At 68.6% G+C, this 26041-nt stretch carries 23 protein-coding genes and 2 pseudogenes; 18 read left to right on the plus strand and 7 right to left on the minus strand.

Translation table 11 applies throughout. The features are described 5' to 3' along the window. Positions 1 to 30 precede the first annotated feature (30 nt). Positions 31 to 2466, plus strand: coding sequence for a DNA topoisomerase (ATP-hydrolyzing) subunit B (gene gyrB / locus ABIE65_RS05310; RefSeq protein ID WP_354076081.1), 2436 nt, complete (start codon positions 31 to 33; stop codon positions 2464 to 2466). Between the two features lie 33 nt (positions 2467 to 2499). On the opposite strand, the gene ABIE65_RS05315 is transcribed toward gyrB, so the two are convergent. Both ABIE65_RS05315 and ABIE65_RS05320 read right to left on the minus strand, forming a co-directional pair. After that, positions 2500 to 3339, minus strand: a complete 840-nt coding sequence (locus ABIE65_RS05315; protein ID WP_354076083.1) for a YihY/virulence factor BrkB family protein — start codon at positions 3337 to 3339, stop codon at positions 2500 to 2502. A 3-nt stretch (positions 3340 to 3342) separates the two neighbouring features. Beyond that, the gene (locus ABIE65_RS05320; RefSeq protein WP_354076084.1) at positions 3343 to 3594 is read right to left on the minus strand and encodes a GlsB/YeaQ/YmgE family stress response membrane protein; all 252 of its coding nucleotides are present in this window, start codon (positions 3592 to 3594) and stop codon (positions 3343 to 3345) included. Between the two features lie 93 nt (positions 3595 to 3687). On the opposite strand from ABIE65_RS05320, the gene ABIE65_RS05325 reads away from it, so the two are divergent. From ABIE65_RS05325 to ABIE65_RS05390, 14 genes are all read left to right on the plus strand, one after another. Next, on the plus strand, positions 3688 to 4587 hold the full coding sequence (locus ABIE65_RS05325; protein WP_354076086.1) for an arginase: 900 nt from the start codon (positions 3688 to 3690) through the stop codon (positions 4585 to 4587). 128 nt (positions 4588 to 4715) lie between these two features. Next, the gene (locus ABIE65_RS05330) at positions 4716 to 5153 is read left to right on the plus strand and encodes a GNAT family N-acetyltransferase (protein WP_354076087.1); all 438 of its coding nucleotides are present in this window, start codon (positions 4716 to 4718) and stop codon (positions 5151 to 5153) included. A gap of 82 nt (positions 5154 to 5235) precedes the next feature. After that, a complete protein-coding gene (locus tag ABIE65_RS05335; protein ID WP_354076088.1) occupies positions 5236 to 6951 on the plus strand; it encodes an N-acyl-D-amino-acid deacylase family protein in 1716 nt (571 codons plus the stop codon). A 137-nt stretch (positions 6952 to 7088) separates the two neighbouring features. After that, on the plus strand, positions 7089 to 8216 hold the full coding sequence (locus tag ABIE65_RS05340; RefSeq protein ID WP_354076089.1) for a hypothetical protein: 1128 nt from the start codon (positions 7089 to 7091) through the stop codon (positions 8214 to 8216). Beyond that, positions 8213 to 9217 carry a rhodanese-like domain-containing protein gene (locus ABIE65_RS05345; protein WP_354076090.1) on the plus strand — a complete coding sequence of 335 codons (1005 nt, stop codon included), beginning with the start codon at positions 8213 to 8215 and terminating at the stop codon, positions 9215 to 9217. The genes ABIE65_RS05340 and ABIE65_RS05345 overlap by 4 nt, the downstream gene beginning before the upstream one ends. Positions 9218 to 9289: 72 nt before the next feature. After that, positions 9290 to 9829, plus strand: coding sequence for a gamma carbonic anhydrase family protein (locus ABIE65_RS05350; protein WP_502918505.1), 540 nt, complete (start codon positions 9290 to 9292; stop codon positions 9827 to 9829). A 106-nt stretch (positions 9830 to 9935) separates the two neighbouring features. Continuing rightward, on the plus strand, positions 9936 to 11075 hold the full coding sequence (locus ABIE65_RS05355) for an alpha-D-ribose 1-methylphosphonate 5-triphosphate diphosphatase (RefSeq protein ID WP_354076091.1): 1140 nt from the start codon (positions 9936 to 9938) through the stop codon (positions 11073 to 11075). Positions 11076 to 11232: 157 nt separating this feature from the next. Beyond that, positions 11233 to 13911 (plus strand): tetratricopeptide repeat protein, encoded by a 2679-nt coding sequence (locus ABIE65_RS05360; RefSeq protein WP_354076092.1) that lies wholly within the window; start codon positions 11233 to 11235, stop codon positions 13909 to 13911. A gap of 7 nt (positions 13912 to 13918) precedes the next feature. Beyond that, complete coding sequence (locus ABIE65_RS05365; protein WP_354076094.1) at positions 13919 to 14911, plus strand: pyridoxal-phosphate dependent enzyme; 993 nt, start codon at positions 13919 to 13921, stop codon at positions 14909 to 14911. Between the two features lie 104 nt (positions 14912 to 15015). Then, a complete protein-coding gene (locus tag ABIE65_RS05370; protein WP_354076095.1) occupies positions 15016 to 15198 on the plus strand; it encodes a Flp family type IVb pilin in 183 nt (60 codons plus the stop codon). A 221-nt stretch (positions 15199 to 15419) separates the two neighbouring features. Next, positions 15420 to 15989 (plus strand): peptidoglycan-binding domain-containing protein, encoded by a 570-nt coding sequence (locus ABIE65_RS05375; RefSeq protein WP_354076096.1) that lies wholly within the window; start codon positions 15420 to 15422, stop codon positions 15987 to 15989. A 95-nt stretch (positions 15990 to 16084) separates the two neighbouring features. After that, positions 16085 to 17050: a prolyl aminopeptidase gene (gene pip, locus ABIE65_RS05380; protein ID WP_354076097.1), complete on the plus strand. Its 966-nt coding sequence runs from the start codon at positions 16085 to 16087 to the stop codon at positions 17048 to 17050. A 42-nt stretch (positions 17051 to 17092) separates the two neighbouring features. Further along, positions 17093 to 17983: a hotdog family protein gene (locus tag ABIE65_RS05385; protein WP_354076099.1), complete on the plus strand. Its 891-nt coding sequence runs from the start codon at positions 17093 to 17095 to the stop codon at positions 17981 to 17983. 330 nt (positions 17984 to 18313) lie between these two features. Then, positions 18314 to 18931: a phosphatase PAP2 family protein gene (locus ABIE65_RS05390; RefSeq protein ID WP_354076599.1), complete on the plus strand. Its 618-nt coding sequence runs from the start codon at positions 18314 to 18316 to the stop codon at positions 18929 to 18931. A gap of 174 nt (positions 18932 to 19105) precedes the next feature. Here ABIE65_RS05390 and ABIE65_RS05395 read toward each other — a convergent pair. From ABIE65_RS05395 to ABIE65_RS05415, 5 genes and pseudogenes are all read right to left on the minus strand, one after another. Next, a pseudogene (locus ABIE65_RS05395) lies at positions 19106 to 19585 on the minus strand (aldo/keto reductase); the annotation flags it as partial. A gap of 76 nt (positions 19586 to 19661) precedes the next feature. Next, positions 19662 to 20030: pseudogene (locus ABIE65_RS05400) on the minus strand (aldo/keto reductase); the annotation flags it as partial. Continuing rightward, on the minus strand, positions 20002 to 20898 hold the full coding sequence (locus ABIE65_RS05405) for a 23S rRNA (adenine(2030)-N(6))-methyltransferase RlmJ (RefSeq protein ID WP_354076103.1): 897 nt from the start codon (positions 20896 to 20898) through the stop codon (positions 20002 to 20004). The pseudogene ABIE65_RS05400 and the gene ABIE65_RS05405, both read right to left, overlap by 29 nt. 99 nt (positions 20899 to 20997) lie before the next feature. After that, complete coding sequence (locus ABIE65_RS05410; protein WP_354076105.1) at positions 20998 to 21729, minus strand: TorF family putative porin; 732 nt, start codon at positions 21727 to 21729, stop codon at positions 20998 to 21000. Between the two features lie 111 nt (positions 21730 to 21840). Further along, entirely contained in the window at positions 21841 to 23667 is a 1827-nt protein-coding gene (locus ABIE65_RS05415) for a cation:proton antiporter (protein ID WP_354076106.1), read from the minus strand. A 136-nt stretch (positions 23668 to 23803) separates the two neighbouring features. On the opposite strand from ABIE65_RS05415, the gene ABIE65_RS05420 reads away from it, so the two are divergent. The 3 genes from ABIE65_RS05420 to ABIE65_RS05430 are packed head-to-tail and all read left to right on the plus strand — an operon-like array spanning position 23804 to position 26000. Next, positions 23804 to 24172, plus strand: coding sequence for a hypothetical protein (locus tag ABIE65_RS05420; protein WP_354076108.1), 369 nt, complete (start codon positions 23804 to 23806; stop codon positions 24170 to 24172). Further along, positions 24169 to 25023, plus strand: a complete 855-nt coding sequence (locus tag ABIE65_RS05425; RefSeq protein WP_354076109.1) for an alpha/beta fold hydrolase — start codon at positions 24169 to 24171, stop codon at positions 25021 to 25023. Before ABIE65_RS05420 ends, ABIE65_RS05425 begins: the two co-directional genes overlap by 4 nt. A 38-nt stretch (positions 25024 to 25061) precedes the next feature. Beyond that, complete coding sequence (locus tag ABIE65_RS05430; protein WP_354076110.1) at positions 25062 to 26000, plus strand: CAP domain-containing protein; 939 nt, start codon at positions 25062 to 25064, stop codon at positions 25998 to 26000. Positions 26001 to 26041 lie beyond the last annotated feature (41 nt).

Raw genomic sequence — 26041 nt, forward strand, 5'->3', positions numbered from 1 at the left:
CGGATCACGAACTTATCGGCAGTCCCGAGCATGAACGAACCGCTCCAGCCCGCGCACGACCAGACCGAGTACGAGGCGGACGCCATTCAGGTCCTCCGGGGGCTCGATGCCGTCCGAAAGCGGCCGGGCATGTATATCGGCGACACGGACGACGGCACCGGCCTGCACCACATGATCTACGAGGTGGTGGACAACGCCGTCGACGAGGCGCTGCAGGGGTTCTGCGACCGCATCGACGTGACGCTGAACGCCGACGGGTCGGTGACGGTACGCGACAACGGGCGCGGCATTCCGGTCGGCATCCACGAGGAGGAAGGTATCTCCGCGGCCGAGGTCATCATGACCAAGCTGCATGCCGGCGGTAAGTTCAACCAAAAGAACTATAAGGTGTCGGGCGGCCTGCACGGCGTCGGCGTATCGGTCGTGAACGCCCTGTCCGAGCGCCTGGACCTGCGCATCTGGCGCAACGGCAACGAATACACGATGCGCTTCCGCCACGGCGACGCCGAGGCGCCCCTGGCGATGGTTGGCGAGGCGCCGGGCCTGTCGGGTACGGAAGTGACGTTCCTGCCGTCGAAGCAGACCTTCACCATGACGGAGTTCGACTTCGCGACGATCGAGCGCCGGCTGCGCGAACTCGCGTTCCTGAATTCCGGCGTGCGCGTCGTGTTCACGGACGCGCGCGGCGTCGACGAGAAGAGCGTCGAGTTCCTCTATGAGGGCGGGCTGGTCGCCTTCGTCGCGTGGGTGGACCGCGCGTCGGTCGCGCTCCACACGCCCGCCGTGACCGGAAGCGCCGAGCGCGACGGCGTCACGGTCGAATTCGCGCTGCAGTGGAACGACAGCTATCACGAGAAGATGCTGTGCTTCACCAACAACATCCCACAGCGCGACGGCGGCACGCACTTGGCGGGTTTCCGTGCGGCGCTCACGCGGCAGGTGATGCGCTACGCCGAATCCTCCGGCATCAGCAAGCGCGAGAAGGTGACCATCAGCGGCGAGGACGCACGCGAGGGACTGAGCTGCGTCCTTTCGGTGAAGGTCCCGGATCCGAAATTCTCGTCGCAGACGAAGGACAAACTCGTCTCCTCCGAGGTGCGGCCGATCGTCGAGGGCATCGTCGGCGACGTGCTGAGCCGGTGGTTCGAGGAGCATCCGAGCGAAGCCAAGAAGATCATTTCCAAGGCGGCTGAAGCGGCCGCTGCGCGTGAGGCGGCGCGGCGCGCCCGCGAACTGACCCGGCGCAAGAGCCCGCTCGACATCGCCAGCCTGCCCGGCAAGCTGGCCGACTGCCAGGAACGCGACCCGGCGAAGTCGGAACTGTTCCTGGTCGAGGGCGACTCGGCCGGCGGCTCGGCGAAGCAGGGCAGGGATCGCGGCTTCCAGGCGATCCTGCCGCTGCGCGGCAAGATCCTGAACGTCGAGCGCGCGCGCTTCGACAAGATGCTGGGTTCGGCGGAGATCGGCACGCTGATCGCCGCGCTCGGCACCGGCATCGGCCACGACGAGTTCGACGCCGGCAAGGTGCGCTACCACAAGATCGTCATCATGACGGACGCCGACGTGGACGGCAGCCACATCCGCGCGCTCCTGCTGACCTTCTTCTATCGCCAGATGCCCGACCTGATCGAGCGCGGCTTCCTCTACATCGCCCAGCCGCCGCTCTATCGCGTTCAGCGCGGCAAGGCCGTCCGCTACCTGAAGGACGACCGCGAGATGGAGGCGTATCTGACCGAGACGGCGCTGGAAGGTGCGGTGCTGACGCTGCAGTCGGGCCAGCAGCGCGCCGGGCAGGATCTGCGCGATCTGGTGGACGACGCGCGCCGGGTGAAGCTTCGCGTGAAGCCGCTGGCGGACAAGGTCGGCAGCGAACGGGTGGTGGAACAGGCGGCGATCGCCGGCGCGCTGAACGCCGACCGGATCCGCGATCCGAACCAGGCGCTCGAGGTCGTGGCCCAGGTCGCCCAGCGCCTCGATGCCCTCGAGGAGGAAAGCGACCGCGGCTGGATCGGCGAAGTAGGCGACGAGGGAAGCTTCGTCTTCACGCATCGCGTCCGGGGCGTCACGCATCGCTACGTGATCGAAGGCCGGCTTCTGCGCAGTCAGGAAGCCCTGCGGCTGGATGCACGCAGCGAGTCGCTGCGCGAAGTCTATCTGCAGCCGGCGACCCTGGAGGCCAAGGACGGCGGGCATCGGATCATTGGGCCGTTGGGCCTGATCGAGGCCATCGGCGAGGTCGGCCGCAAGGGGCTCTCGATGCAGCGCTACAAGGGCCTGGGCGAGATGAACCCCGAGCAGCTCTGGGAGACGACGCTCGATCCGGAGGCGCGCACCCTGTTCCAGGTCCGCGTCAGCCACGCCGAGGAGGCGGGCGAGATCTTCTCCACCCTCATGGGCGATCAGGTCGAGCCGCGCCGCGACTTCATCCAGACGAACGCCTTGAAGGTCGCGAACCTGGACGTCTGACCCGTCGCCGGAAGCGGCGGCTACCGCCCGCCGCTATCGGATGGCGGCGTAGGACCGCGTGATCTCGGCGCCGAACAGGAATATCTGCGCCGAGTAGTATACCCAGAGCAGCACAACGATCAGCGATCCGGCGGCGCCGTAGGTGGAGGCGGCGCCGGTATGGCCGAGATACAGGCTGACCAGCTGTCGTCCGATGACGAACAGCAGCGCCGTGACCGCGCCACCGAACCACACGTCGCGCCACTGGATGTGCGTGTCGGGCAGCAGCCGGTAGACCAGCGCGAACAGCGCCGTGAGAATGCCGAACGAGATCAGGAAGTTCACGATCTGCAGGATCGTGCCCATGAAGGGAATGCGATCGTTCAGCGTGTCGCTGAAGCCCGCCAGCAGGGCATTGATGATCAGCGACGCCAGCAGGAGAAGCCCCAGGCAGAAGATGAGCATGAGGCTCATCAGGCGCGTGTGGAGCAGCGACCATGCCCCGGAACGGCTCGGTTCGGCTTTCCAGATGACGTTGAGCGCGTCCTGGATCTGGCCGAACACGGTGGTCGCGGCCACCATCATCGTCAGCAGGCCGAGGGCGGTGGCGATGAGGCCGGTGCCGAGATTCCCGGCATTCTCGACCATCGCCTGCACCGCCTTGGCGCTGTCGGCGCCGACGATGCCGATCAACTGGTCGTCGACGGCGCCTCGGGCTGCGGCATCGCCGTAGACGAAGCCGGCCACGGCGATGATCAGCACGAGAAGGGGGGCGAGCGAGAACAGCGTGTAGAACGCGATCGCCGCGCCCATGGTGCCGGCCCTGTCGTTGCCGAACGCGACCACTGCCTGCTTCAGCACCCGCCAGTACAGGCGAAGGTACGGAAGAAGCATCCCCTAGGCCCTTCTGCCCACGACGAGCCGGTAGATCAGAAGCAGGATGATGGCGCCCACGACGCCGGCGATGAACGCGCCCCAGCCCGATGCGAGTTCGAGGCCTGCGATGTCGGCGAGCCATGTGCCGACGAAGGATCCGGCTATGCCGAGCAGAATGGTGACGATGATGCCGCCGGGATCGCGGCCGGGCATGAGCAGCTTCGCCACGATGCCGATGATCAGGCCGGTGACGATGGTAACGATGATTCCCATTGAATCCCCCCGAGAAAGCTTGACGCAGGAACGAGGCGGCCACCCGGCCGGTTCCGAAGGTCGGCCCGCGCGCGGCGGAAGGAAGGCACGAGGATGACAATAGTGCAGCGGTCGTCGCCTGCGTCGCTTCGTACGGCGCTCATCGCGGCTGCCTTCGGTCGAGGTGCGAGCGACCCCGGTTGCGCGGCAGGCCCGGCGCGCCTGCGGGATGCCGACCTCGCCGGCCGCCTCGCGGCAGCCGGCGTGGCGGCCGAATGGCTGGCGGACATCGGCGACCCGGTCGGGGAGCCATCTCCCATGGCGGCCGCGGCCGATGTGGCGGCGCAGCTGGCGACTGCGTGCGGTGCCGCGCTTGCGGTCGGCCGCCGGCCGGTGGTGATCGGCGGCGACCATTCCTGCGCGGTCGGCACGTGGAGCGGCGTCGCCCGCGGCCTGCGCGGCGAGGGCCGGCTGGGCCTGATCTGGATCGACGCTCATCTGGACAGCCATACGCCGGCCACGAGCCATACCGGCATGATCCACGGCATGCCGGTGGCGGCGCTGCTCGGGCACGGCGACCCGCGGCTGACCGGCATCGCCGGTGGCATGCCCGCCCTCCGGCCGGAGGATCTGTGCATCGTCGGCGCCCGGGACTACGAGCCGGAGGAGCCGGAATTCCTCGCCGGCCAGGGCGTGCGCGTCTTCTTCGCCGAGGAGGTGCGTGCGCGCGGCCTTCCCGCCGTGATGGACGAGGCGCTGACACGCGTCCGCGCCGGAACCGCGGCGTTCGGCGTCTCTCTGGATCTCGACGCCGTCGATCCCGGGGAAGCGCCAGGCGTCGGCTGCCGGGTCGCCGACGGCCTGACCGCCGCGGATCTCGTCGCAGCCGTGGAGCAGGTGCGCAGCGTCGCCGAGCCGATCGCGTGGGAGTTGGTCGAGTTCAACCCGCGGCGCGACATCGACGGTCGGACGGCGGCGCTCGCGATGCGGCTTCTCGAATCGGCGCTGCGGTAGCGAAGCGGGTCGCGCGGCCGCCGCCATGCGGATTGGCCCCCGTCGATGCCGCGGAAGCGGCCCTTCGGTGCCGCGCCGATGCATCCTAGGGTCCGGCCGGCAATAGAGGACGCTGGGGAGGACGCTGGATGATCGAGATCGGCAAGCTGCAGCCCGACGACCGGGCGGCCTGGGAGACGCTGTTCCGCGGCTATATCGACTTCTACGAGCGGACGCTGCGCCAGGAAGACTATGATCGGGCCTGGGCGCTGTTCCAGGAAGACGAACGCCTGCACGCGCTGGGTGCGCGCGTCGACGGGGCGCTGGTGGGGATCACCCATTTCTTCATCCACGCCAACACGTCGGGCCCGGACGTCTGCTATCTGCAGGACCTGTTCACCGCGCGCGACCTGCGCGGCAAGGGTGTCGGCCGGGCGCTGATCCAGGCGGTCGCCGACTGGGCGCGCGAGCGCGGTTGTTGCCGGCTCTACTGGATGACGCACGAGAGCAACGCCACCGCCCGGCGCCTCTACGACAAGGTCGCCGAGAATCGCGGCTTCATCCGCTATCAGATCGAGCTGGGATAGCGCCGCCCGGTTGCGCCGCCGGGGTCGACGGCCGCGCGCCGATGCGCGTAGAATGTCCGGACACAAACGAGAGGGCGGAAATATGCCGGGCAAGCTGGACCTCGTCATCCGCGGCGGCACGATCGTCGACGGCACCGGAAATGGCACCTTCGAGGGCGATGTCGGCATCGCCGACGGTGCGATCGTCGCGGTCGGCAAGGTCGAGGGCCGCGGTACCGAAGAGATCGACGCCCGCGGGATGCTGGTCACGCCCGGCTTCGTCGACATCCACACGCATTACGACGGCCAGGCCGTGTGGGATTCCCAGATGACGCCGTCCTGCTGGCACGGCGTCACCACAGCCGTGATGGGCAATTGCGGCGTCGGCTTCGCGCCCTGCAAGCCGGCGGACCGCGAGAAGCTCGTCGAGCTGATGGAAGGCGTGGAGGACATTCCGGGCCCCGTCATGCACGAGGGGCTGAAGTGGGAGTGGGAATCCTTCGCCGAGTATCTCGACGCGCTCGACCGGCGTCGCCGCGACATCGACCTTTGCGCGATGCTGCCGCACGCGGCGGTGCGGGTGTACGTCATGGGCGACCGCGCGATCGCTCTGGAGCCGGCCAATCAGGCGGACGTCGCCCAGATGCGCGCCATCGTGGCGGATGCGGTGCGTGCCGGCGCCTTCGGCGTCTCGACGTCGCGGACGACCAGTCACAAGAGCCTGAAGGGCGACTACACGCCGACGCTGCGGGCGCTGGAGGCTGAACTCACCGGCCTCACGCTGGGCATGAAGGATGCCGGGTCGGGCTTCCTGGAGATCGTCTCCGAGTGGACCCAGCCGGACGTGAAGGAAGAGTTCGCCATGCTGCGGCGCGCGGTCGCCGCCTCGGGCCATCCTTGCGTCTTCTCGCTGGCCCAGCGCAACAACGGCCCGGTGATCTGGAAGGACCTGCTGAAGTTCAGCGCCGACGCGGTGAAGGACGGCGTCAACATCCGCCCCGTGGTGCCGCCGCGGGCGATCGGTCTCCTGCTCGGCCTCGAGGGCAGCCAGAACCCGTTCTCGGGCTGCGCGTCCTATCGGAAGATCGCCCACCTGCCGGTCGCCGAGCGCGTGAAGATCATGCGCGATCCCGCGTTCCGCGGGCAGCTGCTGTCCGAGGACCCGAAGGAATTCAGCACCTTCCCGCTGTTCCACCGGATGTCCTATTCGCAGATGTACCGCTTCGGCAATCCGCCGAACTATGAGCCGAAGCGCGAGGATTCGATCGAGTCGATCGCCGCGCGCGAAGGCCGTACGCCGGAGGAAGTCGCCTACGACGTCATGCTCGAGGACGAGGGCATGGGCTTCATCTACGCACCGATCACCAATTACGCGACGCACGACCTCAGCATCGCCGAGGCGATGCTCGACGACCGCAACGCGATTATGGGTCTGGGCGACGGCGGCGCGCATGTCGGCTTCATCCTGGACGCCGGTTATCCGACGTATCTGCTGTCCCACTGGGGCAAGGCGCGCGAGCGCTGGGACGTGGCGGAACTGGTGCGGCGCCTGACGTCGGATACCGCGGATGCCGCCGGACTGTCCGATCGCGGCCGGATCGCCGTCGGCAAGAAGGGTGACATCAACATCATCGACTGGAGCAAGATCGGCTTCGGCTCGCCCTACGTCGCCTACGACCTGCCGGCCGGCGGCAAGCGCCTGCTCCAGAAGGGCAGCGGCTACGTCGCGACGATCGTCTCCGGCGAAGTCACCTATCGCGACGGCGAGGCGACCGGTGCCCTGCCGGGCCGCCTCGTTCGGGGCCAGCGGGCGGCCTGATCGACCCGCCGGGGCGGCCGAGCGGTCGTCCCGGCTTTTCGAAGCCGAACGGTGTGACGCGTGCCGCACGGCACGCGTTTGCCGTTCGTGGCGATCGCACCCTTTGCTACACTTCGTTGGGGTAGGGGGGCGACTGGATGGCACGACGGTCGGTTCGATTGGTCCGGGGCACGGCCGCGATCGTGCTGGCGATCTGCGCTTCGTGCGTCTGGCAAGCCGACCGGGCACGAGCAGCCGGCGCCGGCCAGCGTTTCCAGCAAGTCGAAATCGTCGACTTTACCGGTTTCGAACGGCCCATACCGGCGATGCGAGGTCTCATTCCCGCCGGCTGGGCGGCGAGGGGCGGGGTCTTCTGGAGCCCGCAGGCGCAGTGCGGCGCGGACGGCGTGCAGATCCAGTGGGGCGCCTGGGACCCGGTCAGCGGCGCCGCGGTGGAGACGCTCCCGGCGATCGCCTGGCAGGCGAACAACCTGCCGATCCAGATGCCGCCGAACACCAGCGGCGCCCATTGTCTGCACGCGCCGATCACGACGGTGCGCGCCTATCTCGAGGCGCTGGTGCAGATCGTGCGGCCCGGAGCGCAGGTGCTGGATTTCCGCCCGCAGCCGGAACTCCTGAAGATCGCAGGGATGGAGCCGAGGCGCGACATGCTGCCGGGGGGCGAGATGCGGAACTGGGCCGAAGCCGGCGACCTGCTCATCGGCTACGATGCCCAGGGACGGAACTTCCGCGAGGTAATCCGCGGCATCGCCGTCTTCTTCACGTCGACGATGCAAGGCGTGATGCCTGGGGAGATCCGTCGTTTTCTGACCGGGAACTCGCTGCCGGCTTTCGCCATGCGGGCGCCCGACGGTTCCCTGGATTTCCGGCTGTTCGACTCCGTACACAAGTCGTTTCGCATGGACCCGGAATGGGGGGCGCGCATGGCGAAACACAATGCCGAGATGTCGAGGATCAACACGAAGGGGGCCGCGGACCGTCATGCGATGCGCATGCAGACGAACCGCGAGATCAGCGACGTGATGAACAAGAGCGGGGCCAACCGGCAGGCGAGCCAGGACCGGACGCAGGAGAAGTTCGTCCGCGCCATCCGCGGCGTCGAACTCTATGCCGATCCCGCAGCGGGGCGGCCGGTCGAGCTACCGAACACCTACGACCACGCGTGGCGGCTTCAGGACGGTACATACATGATGACCGACAATCCCAACTTCGATCCGAACGTCGAGTTCGGCGTGAACGGCACGCGCCTGCAGGTGATCCGATGAGCCGTCGCCAGAACGCCGGGTTGGTCGCTCTCGCCGCTTCCGCGGCCGTGGCGCTCGCGGTATCGGCCGCTTCCGCGCAGCAGAGTTTCCCGACCCAGGGACAGGCGCCGAGCTATGGCGGCCAGCCTAGTTACGGCCAGCAGCCGCAGCAGGGTGGCTATGGCCAGCCGCAGCCGGACTATGGCCAGCAACAGCCCGGCTACGGGCAGCAGCCCGGCGGCTATGGCCAGCAACAGCCGGGTTATGGCCAGCCGCCCGGCGGCTACGGCCAGCAGCAGCAGCCGGGCTACGGGCAGGCGCCCGGCGGCTACGGGCAGCAGCAGCCGGGATATGGCCAACAGCCCGGAGGCTATGGCCAACAGCCCGGAGGCTATGGCCGGCAGCAGCCGGGATACGGGCAGCAGCCCGGTGGGCCGGGACAGCAGCCCGGCGGCTACGGCCAACAGCCGCCAGGAGGGCAGCAGCCGCAGTTCGGCGGTGGCCCCGGCGGCATGCCGGGGCAGCCGGGCAGCGGCAACCTCGACGCCATGATGGCGATGGAGCGTCAGGATTTCGGCGTGCCGCCGCAGCGCGAACTGCACGGCGGCGCCATGCACGGCCCGACGCCCACGGAGATTCCCGGCGGCAAGCTCATCACCACAAAGGGGCTGGTCGACCTGCTCCAGAACCAGCAGCAGCTGCGCCCGGTGGTTTTCGACGTGCTCGGCGGGCCGCAGACCCTGCCCCAGGCGCGCCCCGCCGTCCCGGCCTCGCAGCCGGGCAGCTTCGAAGACCCGGTGCAGCGCGAGTTCGGCGCCTATCTGCAGCAGGCGACCGGCGGGAATCGCGAGACCCCGATCGTCTTCTATTGCCTCAATCCGCAATGCTGGATGTCCTACAACGCCGCACTTCGGGCGATCAACCTGGGGTACGGCAACGTCCTCTGGTACCGCGGCGGCATCGAGGCGTGGCAGCAGGCGGGCCTGCCGGTGCAGGGGCAGGGACAGCGGTTCGGTCAATAGCACGGGACCGGCCGCGCCCGCCCGGTCTTCCGTGGCCGCGTCCGGCCATGCTAGGTACGAACGAGGCAAGGCTTGAGCGAGGCTGAGATGAAGTACGCCCTGGGCGACGTGCGGGTGCAGACGCACGGCGACGACTACTGGATCGCGCCGACGGCTTCGGTCATGGGCAACGTGAAGCTCGAGAAGGATGTCAGCATCTGGTGGGGCGCCGTTCTGCGCGGCGACAACGAGCTGATGACCATCGGCGAGGGATCGAACATCCAGGACGGATCCGTCTGCCACTCCGACCCCGGCTCCCCGCTGACCATCGGCAAGCACGTCACGGTCGGGCACATGGTCATGCTGCACGGCTGCACGATCGGCGACAACAGCCTGATCGGCATCGGCTCGGTGGTCCTGAACCGCGCGAAGATCGGCAAGTACTGCATCATCGGGTCGAAGGCGCTGATCACCGAGGGCAAGGAGATCCCCGACTATTCGATGGTGATGGGGGCGCCGGGCAAGGTGGTGCGGACCCTGACCCACGAGGAGGCGGAGAAGTACCTCCGCGGCGCGGCGAACTATGTGCGCAACTACAAGCGCTACAAGGCGGAACTGACGCCGCAGGACTGACGGCGAGTCCGGCCGCCACCGTCATGCCCGTGTCACATGTGAAGGCTAGGGTGCAGCGCCTCGGCCTTGAGCATGGCGGCAACGGGGCGGCAGCAACGGGATGACGATGAGCCACCAGCAGATTTTCACGAATGCCCGCATCGTGACGGCCGATGCGGTGGTCGACGGAACCTTGGTTGCCGCCGATGGCATCATCGTCGCGATCGATGAGGGGCCGTCGGCTGTGGCGTCGGCCATCGACCTGGGCGGGGAATATCTCCTGCCCGGCCTTGTGGAACTGCACACCGACAACCTCGAGAAGCATTTCGTGCCGCGACCCGGCGTCGACTGGCCCGGCCATGTCGCCGCTGCGGCGCACGACGCGCAGATCGCCTCCGCCGGCATCACCACCGTCTTCGATGCGCTGGCACTCGGCGAAATCTACGGCCGCGGCGATCGCGTCAAGCACCTCTACGGCATGGCCGAGGCGCTGCGCTGGGGCAGGGAAGAGGGCCTGTTCCGCGCCGACCACCGCCTGCACCTGCGCTGCGAGATCACCGCGTCCGACGTGATCGGCATGTTCGAGCGACTGGCGGGCGATCCCGCCGTCGGTCTGGTGTCGCTGATGGATCACACGCCGGGCCAGCGGCAGTTCGTCAACATCGACAAGTATCGCGTCTACTATCAGGGCCGCTGGGGCTTCAGCGATGCTGAGATGGAGCGGTTCATCGTCGCGCGCATCGACGAGCAGAAGAAATACGGCGTCGCCCATCGGGCGATCCTGGCGGCGCAGTGCCGCGAGCGCGGCCTCGCCGTCGCCAGCCACGACGACGCCTGCCCGGCGCATGTCGACGAGGCCGTCGCCGACGGTGCCGTCATCGCCGAGTTCCCGACCACCGTCGACGCGGCGCAGGCGGCGCGTGCGGCGGGGCTGTCCATCCTGATGGGCGCTCCGAACATCGTGCTCGGCGGGTCGCATTCCGGCAACGTGTCGGCGGCCGACCTGGCCGACGAGGACCTGCTCGACGTGCTGTCCTCGGACTACGTGCCGACGAGCCTGATGCACGGCATCTTCCTGCTCGCCGACCGCGGCATGCCGCTGAACAAGGCGGCGGCGAAGGCGAGCCTGGAGCCGGCACGCCGCGTCGGGCTCGACGACCGCGGCGAACTCGCGCCGGGCAAGCGCGCCGACATCGTGCGGGTGCGCCAGACGGTCGGCGGACCCGTCGTACGGGCCGTCTGGCGCGAAGGCGATCGCGTCGCCTGAGCCACGCGCCGGCACGATAAATCCCTCACAGTCGTTCGGGTAGAGCCAGAACCGATGCAACCGTGGCCTTTCCTGTTGTATTAAGAACTTGGCGTGCCTGCAGGCGCCAGGCGTCTCGGGAGGGGCGCCCCGAAACGACATTGGGACGGGGCAGATAATGGGCGGTTTCAGAAGGTTCGGCGCGGTCGCTGTGGCGTGCTCGGTCGGGCTGCTGCTGAGCGGGGTTTCCGCGGTCGCGCTGGCGGCGCCGTCCGTGCAGCTCGCGCAGAGCGCGGAGCAGACGGCGCAGAACTATTTCTATGCCGGCTTCGAGGCTTTGCAGCAGAACCGTCTCGATCAGGCCGTCAGCATGTTCGAGGGCGGGCTCCAATACTCGCCGAACAACGCGGTCGCCATCTATTACCTGGCAATGACCTACGACCGCATGGGCGCGTACGAAAAGGCGGCGCCGCTCTATCAGCGCGCGGCGACGCTGGCGCCGGGGACGGAGGAGGGCCGCGCTGCGCAGGAGCGGCTCCGTACCGTCGCCGCGACCGTGCCCGGCATGCGCCCCTATGGGGAGGCGCAGCGGGAGCCCCAGCGGCGGTCCATCCGCGAGGTCTTCGAACAGAGTGCGGCGGGACAGGCGTCTCCATCGGCGGAGTCGCAGCGCAACGTGCCGCTGCCGCCACCGCCCATCGCCCGCGCGGCTCCGGCACCGCTCGCCAGCCGCGCCGGACCGATCGCGACGCCGCCCTACGTTCCCGCCCCCATCGCCGCTCCGGCAGCGCCGGTGCGTGCCCCGGAGCCGCCGCGTGCGACGGCGTACGGGCAGCCGGCGTCGGATCCGGCGACGCGCTTCTCAATGCTCGACACCAGCGGCGGCGGCGCCGGTCGGGTCCCGTCGCGGCTCGGCGTGGACCGTCCGCTGCCGGAGCCCGAGACCTCCTCGGTGCGCAGCGCGCTGCCGGAGCCTTCGGCTGCTGCCGCCCCGCAACCGATGACGGCACCGGGCTACCCGGCGCCACAGGCCATGGGCGAGGGCCCGGGCACGCCCACGCCGGATATCATCTGGTCGACCGGTGGAGAGGCGCCCCCGCCTGCGGCCACGACGTCGGCGTCCGCACCTGAACCCGCGTCGGCGCCCGAGCCGACTTCCGCGGCGCTGCCTGCACCAGCGCCGGCATCCACTGCCGCCCCGGCTCCGCGGCCCCTCGGAACGCTGCTGTCGGAACTCCCGCAGCGCAGCAGCACGGCAGATCTCAATGCCCGCGCGCTGCAGTTCGTCGCGTCGCGCGACGGTATCGTCACGGCACCCGCGGCGGCCGCGCGGCCGGGACCTGCCGCTGCGCCGGACACCTCGGACGCCGCGCGCGCGGCTGCCGCGCCGTCGCCGCGCGGTTCTGCGGCGACGGCGTCCGAGGCGCCGGCCGCTTCGCTCAACCAGCAGGTCCTCGACCGTCTGGCGGAAGGTGCGCCGCCACCGCCACGGCCGGCTGGCATGTCGTCGACGCGGGATACGGCTCCTTCAGCCGAGGCGGTGGCCCCAGCGCGGAATGAAGGCGCTTCGTCGTCGCCATCGCAGACGATCGATCTGCGGTCGCCGACGGCCAGGGATAGCGAGGCCTCGCCATCTCCGCGGCCGGCACCTGCTGCGCCGACGTCGCGGCCTGCAATACCGGAGCCCGCCACCGCGGGAGCACCCGCCTCGAAAACGGCCGCTTCCGAGACGCCCGCGCCCGCGGATTCGGTGCGCGCTTCGACCCAGCGCGGCACTGCCCGTCCAAGCCGGGCGCCGCTTCCCGCGCCGGATCGGTCGAAGCCCGACGCGGCACGAGCGTCGACGGCGGCGCCGGCGCCGGCGGCCGGAGGCGCGGATGCGCTGCCGACCGGAAGCACGACCGCCCGCCTGAATGCCCTGATGCTGAACCGGATGGCCGCTCCCGAGCGGACTGCCGTCCCGACACGGGGCGCTACGGTGCCGGCACCCGCGGAGAAGCCCGCCGCACCGCCCACCGAACCCGTCCAAGCCCAGCCTACGGCAGTCCGTCCTTCGGATACCGTCGTGCAATGGGACGACGCGGCGAAGGCGGCGGCGCCAACCGTTCCGGAGCCGAAGCCCGCGGCCGAAGCGGCTCCCGTCGCCGCAGCGGTGGATCCGGCGCCAGCCGCCACACCGCCGGTACCGGCAGAATCGGCGGCTGCACCGCAGGCCATGCCGACGCCGTCGGCGGAACCTTCGGTGCCCGAGCGGCCGGCCGAGGCCGGTGCGCCCGCCCCGGCAGGCGCGTCGCAGTCGCTGAACGAGCGGTCCCTCGCCGCGTTGTCGCCGAAGCCGGCGGGCGAGGCGGCGCCAGCCGCGCGGATGCCCAACTTCCGCGAGGAGCTCTCGTCGCGCGGCGGCATGATCGCCGCTCTTCCACTGCCGAAGGACCCAAAGAGCCTGACCCTGCCCGATGGGACGGTCTACTACGGCGACTTGCGGGACGACCTGCCGCACGGCACCGGCCGGCTCGTCTACAAGGACGGCAGCATCTACGTCGGCAGCTTCCGCGAGGGAAGGCGCTCCGGCCACGGCGTGCTGGAGATGTCCGGCGGCTGGCGCTATGAGGGCGAGTTCGAGAACAATCGTTACGGCGGCCTCGGCGAGATGACCTGGCCGGACGGCGCGACCTATGTCGGCGAGTTCCGGGACGGCGCCCGCACCGGTCGCGGCGTCTACTGGTGGCCGAACGGTGCCAAGTATGAAGGCAATTTCGTTGCCGGCGAGCCGGACGGCGTCGGCACCTATTTCTACCCGGACGGCCGTGCCGAGACGGGAACCTGGAAGAAGGGAGAGCTCGTTTCTTCGAGCTGATCGGCCCATGCCTCTCGACAAGCCCGCCGCAGATCTGATCACCCTGGACGATATCGAGCGCACCCGCGCCGGATTGCCCGACGTCGTTCGCCGCACGCCGATTCTGCCGCTGGCACGCGATTCGGCCGAAGTCGGCAACGAGGCGCTGTTCCTGAAGTGTGAGAATCTTCAGGTCACCGGCGCCTACAAGGTCCGGGCGGCGTTCGCGGTGATGAACGCACTGACGCCGGAGCAGCGCGCGAAGGGGTTGGTGCTGGCCTCTTCGGGCAACTTCGCCCAGGCCTTCGCCTATGCCGGCGCGCTGACGGGGACGCCCATCGTTATCGTCATGCTCGATCGCGCCAGTCCCTACAAGGTCGAGGCGACGCGCGGCTACGGCGCGGAGGTCGTCTTCTGCGGCAACGATGCGCTGTCGCGGCAGCCGACGGTCGAGAAGATCGGCCGGGAACGCGGTATGACCGCGATCGACACCTGGGAGGAGCGGCCGATCGCCATGGGGCACGGCAGCATCGGCCTGGAAATCGTCGAGGACATGCCTTTGGTCGAGACCGTCCTCGTTCCCGTCAGCAGCGGTGGCGTGGCGGCCGGTATCGCCGCGGCGGTGAAGCTGCGCCGGCCCGATGTGAGGGTCGTCGGTGTGCAGCCGGAGAATGCCAACGCGGCCTATGTCTCGATGCAGCGGGGCGAACCCACCACCATCAACCACTGGGACTCGATCGCCGACGGCCTCTCCGCCGTACGGCCGGGCGCGTTTCCCTTCCGGCACCTGCAGACGTTCATGGACGAGATCGTCCTGGTGTCCGAACGCGACATCGCCGTCGCCTTCCGCACCCTGCTGTTCCGGTCGAAGATCCTCGCCGAACCGGCGGGTGCGGTCGCGGCGGCCGCCTTCCTGAGCGGGCGCGTCCCCCAGGACCGGCGGACTGTGGCTGCGGTTACCGGCGGAAACGTGACCGAGGCAATGGTGGCGCAGATGCTGGAGATGGCCGCCGAAGATTAACCATTCCGTTTAGCGCTTCGTTCACGCCGATAGGTCAGAGTTGTGATGATTTTCCGGCGTATCGGCGCTAGCCCCGTGCCGGCGGCGGAAAGTGGGGAGCAGGCATGAAGTGGAACGTCGTCCAGCGCGTAGCCTCGTCCGAAGATGGGGCGACGGCCATCGAGTACGGGCTGATGGCGGCGATCATCGGGGTCGCACTCGCGCTGTTGCTGCCGGCGCTGTTCGGCGGGGTGGACGGACTTTACTCGCCCGTCATTACCTTCTTCTCTCAGACCTTCACCATCTGAGGGGCGCGTTCCGCAGCGAATCGTCTCTAACGTACCGCATCCCGTCGCCGCGCCTGCAGACCCTCGATAGGACCGATCCGCGACTTTTGCCCATGTATGTGGACAGTCGAATCCGTTATAGAAGGCGCCGTTTAGTCAACGGTCGAGGGTCGCAGGAAGTGTCCAAAGAGAAGTCGCCGACCAAGTCATACCTCGCTACCGCCATACTTGCGGGAACCCTCATGGGCGGTCTGTCCGGGGCACACGCAGCCTCCCCCGGCTTCTTCGATCAGTCGCTGGCGTCGCAGCTGGTTCAGTCGATGACGCAGCGCCGGATCCTGCAGAACGACGATGCCACCGACGCAGCGTGCAAGTCGCGAACCTTCACCCAGGCGATGGTGGTGCAGCAGCCGGTGGTCCAGAACCACGGCGGCTACAGCTCGAAGAGCTGGCAGGAGGACTGGACGCTGAGCCGTTGCGGCAGCGACGTGTTCTACCGCGTCTTCTACAGCGAGGTCGGCGCCGGCGGGATCACCTTCTCCGTCGCGCAGCTCGATTCGGCAGGCATGGCGGTGGTGCAGCCGACGATCGTCCAGCCCGAGGCGCCGCTTCTGCGCCTCACGAAGCCCTATATGCGCGGCGACGACGTGAAGACGGTTCAGGCGGCGCTGAAGAAGGCGGGCGTCAGCGTCTCCGTCGACGGCGTGTTCGGCCCGGGCACGCACAAGGCGGTGATGGCTTTCCAGAAGGAGAAGGGGCTTCAGACCGACGGCGAGGTCGGGAAGACCACCCGCGACGCCCTCGGTCTGTAACCTGAGCAGACTCTGACGCAAACGAGGTCGGCCGACCGGCGGTATTGCCGGTCGGCCGACAGCGGCTAGACTGGGCTCCCACGCGGGGGACCCCGATGCCCGAACGGCAGCTCTTTCCGGCGATCGATCCGAATCGCAGCGGCATGCTGCGACTCGACGCCGTGCATACGATGTACTGGGAGGAGTGCGGCAATCCGCACGGGGTTCCCATCGTCTTCCTGCATGGCGGTCCGGGCGCGGGATGCACGCCGATCTACCGCCGATTCTTCGATCCCGATCATTATCGTATCGTTCTGTTCGATCAGCGCGGCGCCGGCCGCTCGGTCCCTGGCGCGGAGCTGCGCGACAACACCACCGCGCACCTGGTTTCCGATATCGAGCGGTTGCGAGAGCATCTGGCGATCCAGCGCTGGCTAGTGTTCGGCGGTTCATGGGGCTCGACGCTTGCGCTGGCCTACGGGCAGGCGCATCCGCGGCGCTGTCTCGGTTTCGTGCTGCGCGGGGTCTTTCTCGGGAGCAGGCGCGAGGTCGACTGGTTCCTGCACAGCATGGGCGCGATCTTCCCGGAAGCGCTGCGCGATCTGCGCGATGCGCTGCCGGCCGGGGAGAGGGGCGACCTGTTGCGCGCCTATCACCGGCGGCTGACCAGCCCAGATCCTGCCGTCCATCTGCCGGCGGCGCGGGCGTGGAGCCGCTACGAGAGCGCATGCTCGATGCTGCGGCCGGTGCCGCCCGGTGGGACGCGACCCGGCGGCGATGCCAGCGCCCTCGCCATCTCGCGCATAGAGGCGCACTACTTCGTCAATGAGATGTTTCTGCGCGAGGGGCAGCTGATGCAGGGGCTGGAGCGTATCCGCCACCTGCCGGCGACCATCGTGCAGGGCCGCTACGACATGATCTGTCCTATCGCGACGGCCGACGCACTTGCCCGGGCCTGGCCGGAGGCGCGCTATATCATCGTGCCGGATGCCGGCCACTCGGCACTGGAACCCGGCATCCGCTCTGCGCTGATCGAGGCCACGGACGACATGCGAAGCCGCCTCGTCATCGCGGCGCCCTGATCCGCAGAGGTGCCGGCAAATACAAGAAGATGGAGGAATGCAGTGGGTGTATCGGCCGAGGACTCTCATGGATCGACCGCAGCGGAACGGCAGCCGGGCGCTTCGGGGCACGAGGTGCGCGCCGGCTATAGGTTCCCGACCGACAGGCTGATCGTCGATGCTGACGAGCAGGGCAGAATGCACGGCCACTGCGCGATTCCCGCCGAGCGGTGGGGCGACCGCGTGGACCCCACCTTCCTGGCCCGCTATCCGATCCGGGTGATCGGCGATGCGCTGTTCTCGTGCCATCCGGACCGCGGCTATGTCCACATGGTCCATCGGATCCGGCAGTTGCAGCCCGTGGCGCTCGGCGAGCCGATCACGGTCGACGGCATGTTCGTCGCGGTCGACCCCGTTCCGCGGGGGTGGATGATGAAGGGCCGCTTCGAGTACCGCCGTGGCGACGGCACGCTGGTGATGGTGGTGGAGCCTGAGGCCCTGATGGCCGACAGGTCCCGGATGCCGCCGCCGAAAAGCGCCGGCGCCGGCCCTGCGATCTCGACGGCGGTTCCGGCGGATGCCGCCGCGGCACGCGCCGAGGAGGGCTTCGAGACGGTGACCGAGAAGCGCTTCACGCCAGAGAACGTCGTGGGTTACAGCGGCAAGGGCCGCAACCCGATCCATGACGATCCGGATCACGCGCGTATCATGGGTTTCCGCGCACCCATCGTCGCCGGCAATCAACTCATCAATCTCCTGCTGGAGCCGCTGGCGATGGGCGGCCGCCCGGAGCGGTTCGAGGTCGACGTGCGGCTGCGCCGGCCCGTCTTCTGGGACGAAGCGGTGACGGTCGAGGGACGCAAGGGGGCCGATGGGCGGTGGGCCCATACCCGCGTCGTCAAGCCGGACGGACGCGTGGCGAGCGACTGCACGGTGATCGCGATCGAGGGCTGATCGGGCGTTCCTGAAGCGTAACCCGACGGTGCATGGCGTCGTTCACCGCCGTGACCGCCTGGAGTAACGATCCTGCCCGACCTCTCTCTCCCCTGGCTGCTGCTCGCCGTCGGCATTCTCACCTTCGTCGCCCTGGACCTGCTGGCGTGGCACCTCTCGCGCCTCGCGATCGGGTCAGCCACGACAGCCCTGAAAGGCGCGACGGGGCAGGGCCTGCTGCGCCGGGCGCATCCGATCCTGCACGTCGCGAACGAGCGATACCCGCGGCTTTCGGCGGTGGTCCGGGCGCGGACGCGTCCGGACCGTTTCAGCGGACTGCCGTTGACGCTTGTGATCGCGGCGGCGGTCTATGTGGTGGCGCTGCTCGGCGGCGTGGTCGAGGAGGTGATCGAGGCGGAGGAGATCGTCGTCCTCGATACGGCGATCAGCGACTTCCTGGCGCCGGTACGCGAGGTGCCGCTGGTGCCGTTCTTCCTCTGGATCACGCGGTTCGGCAACACCGAGACGCTCGTCGCGGTGACGCTGGTGTCGACCGGCTTCCTCTGGGCGGACCGCCGGCCGGCCTACATTCTGCCGCTTTGGATCGCGGTGCTGGGGTCGCAGGCTACGACATGGTCGGGAAAGTTCGGCTTTGCGCGCCCGCGACCGGAGTTCGTGACCAGCGAGACGGCGTTGTCGCCGGCTTTCCCGAGCGCTCATGCGACCGGTGCTGCGGCGGTCTACGGGTTCGTCGCCTATGCCATCATTCGCGACGCGCTCAGCGCGCGCCAGCGCTTCGAGGTCGCGTACTGGAGCATGGTGCTGATCGCGCTGGTCAGCTTCAGCCGGATCTTTCTGGGCGTGCATTTCGCCAGCGACGTCGCTGCCGGCCTGCTGGTCGGCAGCTTCTGGCTGCTCGTCGCCTTCACGCTGGCGGAGTATCTGCGCCAGCGCGGCACCCCCGGCTGAGACCGCCCGCGCGCCGGCGGCCTCGGCCAGATCGCATCAGGTGCGGGCGATGCGGCCTTCGATCGGGTAGGCGGGATCGTTGTAGCCCGGCGTCGACGGATGGCCGGGGGACACGAGCGAGTCGACGAGTGCCTCGTCCTCGGCGGTGAAGCGATAGGCGAGGGCGCCGAGATAATCCTCGAGATGCGCGTCCGTGCGCGGGCCGGCGATCGTTCCGGTGATCAGTCTGTTGTTCAGCACCCAGGCCGTGGCGAACTGGCTGGAACTGATGCCGCGGCTCTCGGCGTGCGCCTTGATGCGGTCGGCGACGGCCATGGATTCGGGGCGCCACTCCGTCTGCATCATCCGCTTGTCCTGACGGGCCGCACGGCTGCCTTCCGGCGGCGGCGCATCGGCCTTGTACTTGCCGGAGAGGATGCCGCGCGCCACCGGGCTGTAGGGGAAGACGCCCAGGCCGAAATGCGCGCAGGCAGGAATGTGTTCGGTCTCCGGCATGCGGTTGACCGCGTTGTAGTAGGGCTGGCTGACGACCGGGCGGTCGATGCCGAGTTCGTCGCAGATGCGGCAGATCTCGGCGACGCGCCAGGAGCGGTAGTTCGAAACGCCGAAGTAGCGGATTTTGCCCTGGCGCACGAGGTCGCCCAGGGCGTGCACGGTCTCCGCCAGCGGCGTGCACGGTCTCCGCCAGCGGCGTGTCGTGATCTTCCTTGTGCAGGTAGTAGACGTCGATATGGTCGGTCGCGAGGCGGCGCAGGCTGTGCTCGACCGCCTGCATCACCCATTTGCGCGACAGGCCGCCGCCGTTGGGGCCCTTGCCGACCGGGTTGGCGAGCTTGGTCGCAATCACCCACTGGTCGCGCTCGGCCGCGACCACCCGACCGATGATCTCCTCGGACCGGCCGCCATTGTAGGCGTCGGCCGTATCAATGAAGTTGATGCCGGCGTCGCGCGCCTTGCCGATGATCCGGGCCGAATCGGCTTCGTCAGTGGGGCCGCCGAAGTTCATGGCGCCGAGGCAGAGCGGCGACACCTTCAGGCCGCTTCGGCCGAGCTTTCGATAGTCCATGGGCTCACTCCTCGCGGTGGGCGGTCGGGTCATCGTCGGCAGTCTGCCCGCTCGGCCGCTCCCCGACCAGCCATTCGAGCCGATGGCCGGCGCCCGGTCCTCGCGCCAAGACTCGCTGCAGCCAGGGCAGAAGGCGGCGCAGATCCTCGTCGAGCCGCCAGGGCGGATTGACGATCACGAGCCCGCAAGCCGACAGCTTTTCACCCGGAACGACGGCCGCGACGCCGAGTTCGACCAGAAGGGTTTGCGGAATGGCCAACCGCCGTGCGGCCTCGGTGAACGCATCCGCGTCCTCGCGGCTCTTGATTGGATACCAGAACATCAGGATGCCCGTCGCCCAGCGACGGTGCGCCTCCTTCAGCCCGTGAAGCAGCCGGTCGAACTCGCCCGGCCGTTCAAACGGCGGATCGACGAGGACGAGGCCGCGGCGCTCCTTCGGCGGGAGGAAGGACTTGAGCGCCAGCCAGCCGTCGAGCGTGTGTACGGTGGCGCGGCGATCTCCCCCGAACTCGGATGTCAGGATCGCCGCGTCGCGCGGGTGAAGCTCGACCGCGACCAGCCGGTCCGCGGGCCGCAGCAGATCGCGCGCCAGACGGGGCGATCCGGGATACCAGCGCAGGGTGGATGCTTCGGCTCGATTGAGCCCGCGCACGATCTCGAGATAGGGCGCGAGCAATTCGGGAGGCTGGGGTGCGGCCGCGACGGCGACGATGCCCTGCGCCGCTTCTCCGGTCCGCGACGCCTCGTCGGCAGTCAGGTCGTAGGACCCGGGGCCGGCGTGCGTGTCGATGACGACGAACGGCTTGTCCTTGCGCTTCAGATGCGCAATCGCGAGCGCGAGGACAGCGTGTTTGAGAACGTCGGCGAAGTTGCCGGCGTGGAAGGCGTGCCGGTAGTTCATTGCCCCTGTCTAAGGCGCTTTGGACCGGCACGCCACTCCGCTGCTTGAACAGACCCGGTTCGGCGACCCGTTAAGGCTATGCCTCGCAGGTAACTCCGGTCAGAAGGACCGGGAGACTGAGAACACCGCGCGAGCGTCGCAGATGTCGTTGCACTCGGAGTTCTTCAGGTCGGTGTCGGTGTAGGCCAGCTTGAAATCGGCCACGCCGTCCAGCGCGTAGGTCACGCTGATCGCCCAGTCGAGATAATCGGGCGTTCCGAAGCCGGTGTTGTCCGAGATCCATTGGTGGCCGAGATGACCACCCAGCGAGAAGCTGTAGGGCAGCGGGACCGCGACGTCGCCGGAAAGGTAGAAAGCGTCGTCTCCGCCACCGAAGAAGTTCGGCGAATAGAACATCGTGACGCCGGCCTCGGCGACTTCGAAGTCGTAGCTCGCACCGAGCTTCGCTTCGACATAATCGTAGTTGAGGTCGTTGTCGGCGCCCGGATAGGCGTAGTAGATGCCGCCGATGTCGAAGGTGAACCCGCCGAACGTGGGCTTCCAGCCGCCATAGATGTCGGCTTCGATATGGGCTTCGTCGCCGTCGTTGAAGTCGACATTGGACGCCCAGATCCCGAGATAGACCCCGGAATCGTGCGACCAGTCGAGTCCGCCCTGGATGGTCGGGTCTTCGTCGGTCTGCGAGATGCCGCGGAACACGTAGTCGGTACCCAGCGAAACATTAGCCGAGAATTCGCCCGGAATGGGCGATTCCGCCAGGGCCGGTCCGCCGATGCATGCCGCCATTACCGCCGCGGCAAGAGCGGCCCGCCCTGTGAAACTGTTGGTCATGCGCCCCTCGTCATGGGTCTGTCATATGTGCTCAACACTTACGCAAGCCATGTACCAGTTCGGCATGCTGCGACTGCCCTCGCGCTCTCGCAGTCGATGCCCGGCAGATGCTCAGGAACTGGGCGAAGACGAGCGGCGATCGCCCTTACAGTCCTCAATTGATGCGGAATCAGGCGCTTCGAAGATCACCACCTGTGCGTTCGCGGGCTCCGTGGCGGTCGTTTCCTCAGATGCGATCGTCAGGTCGCCATTCGGCAACAGCCTCAGGATCGCGATGGCCCGGTCGGTGTCACCTTGTGGCCACACGTCGTCCGGCGCGCAGACACGGAATCGCCATCCGGCCTTCAGCCGCTGGAGGAGGCTCTCCCGGGTAAACCCAGCGCCGAACGCGACCCGGCCGCGCCACTCCGGGCCGAAGTCCAGATGGTCCGCGTAGGGCAGCTGGAACACGCGCTGCTGCCCGATGCTCGACGCGAACCGCGTGCAGATCAGGGCATTGAAGGCGTCGTCGTCGGTCGCCGCCAGCAGATACTCCAGATCCTTCAGCTCCTCCGGCGCGTCCTCCGTCGGGGCCAGGATGTGGCCGTGGTGGACCGATATGTCGTCCGCCTCCGCCGCCTGCAGGGCTTCGGCCGAATGGTCGGTGATCAATACCGGCGTTCCCAGGCGGCGCAGTGTCTGTGCCAATGCAGCCGTCCAGGGGTTCGAGCCGACGATGACGAGGCTGGGCCTCGTGGTCGAGGCGAGACCCAGGGCGCGCGCCAGAGGCCCGATCAGGAAGCCCTGCAGGGATACCGTCAGGATGATGGCGCCGAAGACCACGGGCAGCACCCGGTCCGCGCCTTCGAGGTCGGCCTGGCTCAGGCGCGAGCCGACCAGCGTCGCGAGGGCGGCTACCACGATCCCGCGCGGGGCGATCAGGCCGACGAAGAGCCGCTCGCGCCAGTCCATGTCGCTGCGCATCGTCGCCACCGTCGTCGCGACGGGCCGGACGACCAGTACCAACGCGGCGAGGAAGAGGACCTCGCGCCAGCCGATCTCGCTGAATGCTTCGGGCTCGAGCGTCGCCGCGATGATGACGAAGAGGCCCGATACAAGGAGCACCGTCAGGCTGTCGTTGAACCGTCGCAGGTCCTCGATTTCCGGAAGGTCGCGGTTGGCGAGGGTGATGCCGAACAGGGCCACGGCGATCAGGCCGGACTCATGCTGGATGAGGTGGGCGCCGGCATAGATGCACACGACGACGGTCACGACGAACGGCGCCTTCAGAAACTCCGGAACCCGATCGGCCCGCATCAGCATGGCGGCGAGGAAGCCGGCGCCGAGGCCGAGGAATGCTGCGATGGCGGTGCCGCGCGCGAGGTCGACGAGCGTATCGATCAACGGGGCGGTCAGGTCCCGCGTTGCTACCGTCGACAGAATGAACTCCAGCACGAGGACCGTCAGCACGGCGCCGATCGCATCGTTCAGCACGCCCTCCCACTTCAGGAAGGCGGCGGCGCGCATGCCGACCTTGGCTTGGCGCAGGAGCGGCTGAATGACGGTCGGTCCGGTGATCAGCAGCATGCTCGCCAGGAGGATTGAGACCTCCCAGGTAAAGCCGCCGATGTAGTAGGCGGCGATGTAGGTCAGTCCTGCGGACAGCGGGATGCCGAGCCCGACCAGCCGCCGGATGCCCTGGCCGGAGCGGCGGAGTTCGGAGAAGTTCAGACCGAGGCCCCCCTCGAACACGATGATGCCGACCGCGAGGCCGATCATCGGGTCGAGCATCGCGCCGAAATCCTGTTCCGGGACCACGAGGCGGCTCAGGGGTCCGATGGCCAAGCCCAGGCACAGAAGGACGAAGATTGCCGGAAGGCCGAGCCGCCACGCGATCCATTGCCCCATCATCCCGGCCGCTGCGACGACGACGAGGACGACCAGCAACTGCTCTTCCATCCGAAACGGCTCCGATCCTCGGCTGCGGCGGCTTTCCCGCGTGTGTCCAACGCGGCAAGATGGCGGCGGTTCACCGGGCGCCGCCGCCTTCGATGTCGCGGCCGGCCGGACGAGAAACTGCAGGGATGCATTCGCCATGATCGAAACATTGCCGGCGCTCGCCGCGGCGGACCCCTGGTTCGCCCGCCGCGGACGTCATGTGGATGCGGACTTCGTCATCGGGGTCGGCGCGCAGGACTGGCTCGTCCGGGTGCGGGAAGGGCGCGTCGAGCGTGTGGAGCGCGGACCGTTCCTCGGGCGGAACTGGGCCTTCGCGATCCGCGGCGGGAGCGACGCCTGGCACGACTTCTGGCAGCCGGTGCCGCCGCCGCGCCGGCAGGACATCCTGGGCCTGGTGCGCCACCGTCTCGTCACGATCGAGGGCGATCTTCGACCCTTCTTCGCCAACCTGCTCTGGTTCAAGGCGCTGCTCGAACTGCCGCGCGGCAAGGGAGATCGGGCATGACCGCCACCGTGTTCGAGCCGATCGTCGGCCGCTACCTGAACTGCGAGATCGGCGGCCGCCCGCACAGGCTCTATGTCGAGGAGGCGGGCAGCGGGATCCCGCTGCTGTGCCTGCATACCGCGGGCGCGGACGGCCGACAGTTCCGCGCCGTGCTCAACGACGCCGCCGTTACCGAGCACTTCCGCGTCATCGCTTTCGACATGCCGTGGCACGGCAAGTCGTCCCCGCCCGCCGGGTGGGAGCGGGAGGAGTACAAGCTGACGACCGATGCGTATGTCGGACTGGTGCGCGACGTCGCCCGCGCCCTCGATCTCGACCGGCCCGTGGTGATGGGCTGCTCGATCGGCGGTCGCATCGTCCTGCATCTGGCACTCGACCATCCAGACGAGTTCCGGGCCCTGATCGGCCTGCAGGCGGGGGCGCATGTCGAGCGCTATCTGGATCTGGACTGGCTGCACCGCGGCGACGTTCACGGCGGCGAGGTCGCGGCCGGCTGGGTGTCCGGCCTGATGGGTCCCGAAAGTCCCTCCGTGGAGCGATGGGAGACGCTCTGGCACTACATGCAGGGCGGGCCCGGCGTGTTCAAAGGCGACCTCTTCTTCTATGCGATCGACGGTGACATTCGGGACCGGCTGCACGGCATCGACACGTCGCGCTGTCCGCTCTACATGCTCAACGGCGAGTACGATTATTCGGCGCGTCCCGAGGACGCCGAGGCCATCGCGGCCGCGGTGCCGGGTACGCATCTGAAGGTGATGCCGGGCCTCGGGCACTTTCCGATGAGTGAGGATCCGGCCAGCTTCCGCCAACATCTGCTGCCGGTACTCGAGCGGATCAGAGAGAGCGGCTGACGGTGATGCCGCTTCGGCGAAGATTCCCCGTCGCCGCCGTGGCCGGAGCGGTCCTGCTCGTCGCCGGTGGGCTCGACACCGCGACAGCGTCGGCCAGGGCGACGACCCTCGCCACGCTGCGCCAGGAGGCGTTGAATTTGGTGAACCGCGATCGGGCAGCGAACGGACTGGCGCCGCTCAGTCTTGACGCCCGTCTCGATGCCGCGGCCCAGCGCCATGCCGAGGACATGCTGCAGCGAAACTATGTCGAGCACGTCTCGCCCGAGGGACGGACGCCGATGGACCGCTACGTCGCGGCCGGAGGCAAGACGACCCAGGCCGTCGCCGAGAACATCGCCGGGTGCGAGCGCTGCCCTCCACCGGATGCGGATCAGCTGGCGCGGCTGCAGACGGGGTGGATGGACAGTCCGGGCCACCGGCACAACCTGCTCGGCGGCGGCTTCGAGCGATTCGGCTTCGGCGCCGTCGCCGATGGCGGAGGGCGCCTCTATGCCGTTCAGATGTTCGCCGGGCCGGGAGAGCCGCGGCGGGCCGAGGGTGCGCCGCAGCCGAGACCGATCGACGCCGAGGCGCAACTCGACCTGCTCGTCGTCCTCGCCAACCAGCGGCGGAGCACGCTGGGTCTGCCGCCGCTGCAGGCGAGCCCGTCGTTGAGCATAGCGGCGGGGACGCTCGTCCTGCGGCGGACCGGCGAGGATCTGGCGGGGGTGGGGGAGATCCCGCCCGACGAGGTGCTCGGTGCCGTTCCGCGTGACGACAGGGGGCGCTGGCGCGCAATGTCGCTGCTCGTCGGCGAATGCGGCGGCTGCGGCCGCCTGCCGACCGATGCGGATCTGCGCTTCTTCGCCGAGCGTTGGCTGGGCGGCGGCCGCCCGGGCGGCCTCGTCGATCCGGAGGCGACTCATCTCGGCTTCGCCCTCAGCAGCGACGGCGACGGCAAGAAGACCGCACTCGCGGTCATCGGGATCGGCCGTTAACCAACCCTTTGCAGCTACCCCGTTAGGCTTAATCCCATCGA

It is taken from the genome of Constrictibacter sp. MBR-5 (genome assembly GCF_040549485.1).
Classification (GTDB): Bacteria; Pseudomonadota; Alphaproteobacteria; order JAJUGE01; family JAJUGE01; genus Constrictibacter.